Here is a 915-nt window from a genome sequence, read left to right as displayed (position 1 = left end):
AATGGTGAGTATCAACTTCGCGACGAACAGACTGAACCAGAAATTACCAGTAAAGGGGAAGAACCTGCATTCACGCCAACGCCGAATACCGTTGAGAATGAATTTGGCGTTCCTCAAGAAGAAGACTGGTTGCTAGACGACGTTGAGTCTGAAGCTGAAAACAAACTTGAACAAGAACCTGTCGCGGCAACGTCCACTGACGTTGATGAGGACGAGTTCAACTTTGATGAATTGGAACTGCCAGAGTTCGACGAAGAAGATGCATTGGCATCGATGGCTGATGAACCTGAGCTACCAGAATCTGAACGTGAAGCGGCAGCACCAGCAGCCGAAGCGGAAGAAGAGTTCAACTTCGATGATACTGAACTGCCAGAGTTCAGTGAAGAAGATGCTATAGCGGCTATGGCTGAAGCATCATCTTCATCAGAATCAGAAGTTGCGCCTAAGCCAATTCTCCAGGCAGATAATGACCATGATGCGCTTTTTGAAGTCTTCGCTCACAACAGCTTTGATCAAGAGGTAGCGCAGCCAACTGCTATTGAATCTCTATCTGAGTTAGACGATTTTGATGAATCAACGATGGCTAACTTGCTTGCAGATGAGCCAAGTGCTGAAGCGTTTGATGGCAAGCTCGACAGCGACACCATTGCAAGTGCAGGCATGGATTTCGAAACCATGTTGGATGTCGGTGATGACTGGGATGGTTTTAAGCCAGCATCAGACATGCCTGAACCATCGGTTACGGAAGAAGTCCCTGAAGATCAGCAAGAAGTGTGGAGTTCGAGCGAAGCGCTGACTCAACCTGAAATCGCGCAAGAGAACTGGGCCGAGCAGGAAGATCTTGATGACTTTGACCCTAAGAAAAATCAGTTTATGACTATTGATGAACTGATGGCTCAAGTGGACAAAGAAGGT

The 915-nt window shown here is 47.2% G+C and carries 1 pseudogene; it reads left to right on the top strand.

The features are described 5' to 3' along the window. A pseudogene (locus R8O10_RS24250) lies at positions 1–915 on the top strand (AAA family ATPase); the annotation flags it as partial.

It is taken from the genome of Vibrio sp. 1727, from assembly GCF_033344415.1.
GTDB classification, from domain to species: Bacteria; Pseudomonadota; Gammaproteobacteria; order Enterobacterales; family Vibrionaceae; genus Vibrio; species Vibrio alginolyticus.
The sequence above is the reverse complement of the archived record's forward strand: the minus strand, read 5'-3'. Positions and strand labels throughout refer to the sequence as shown.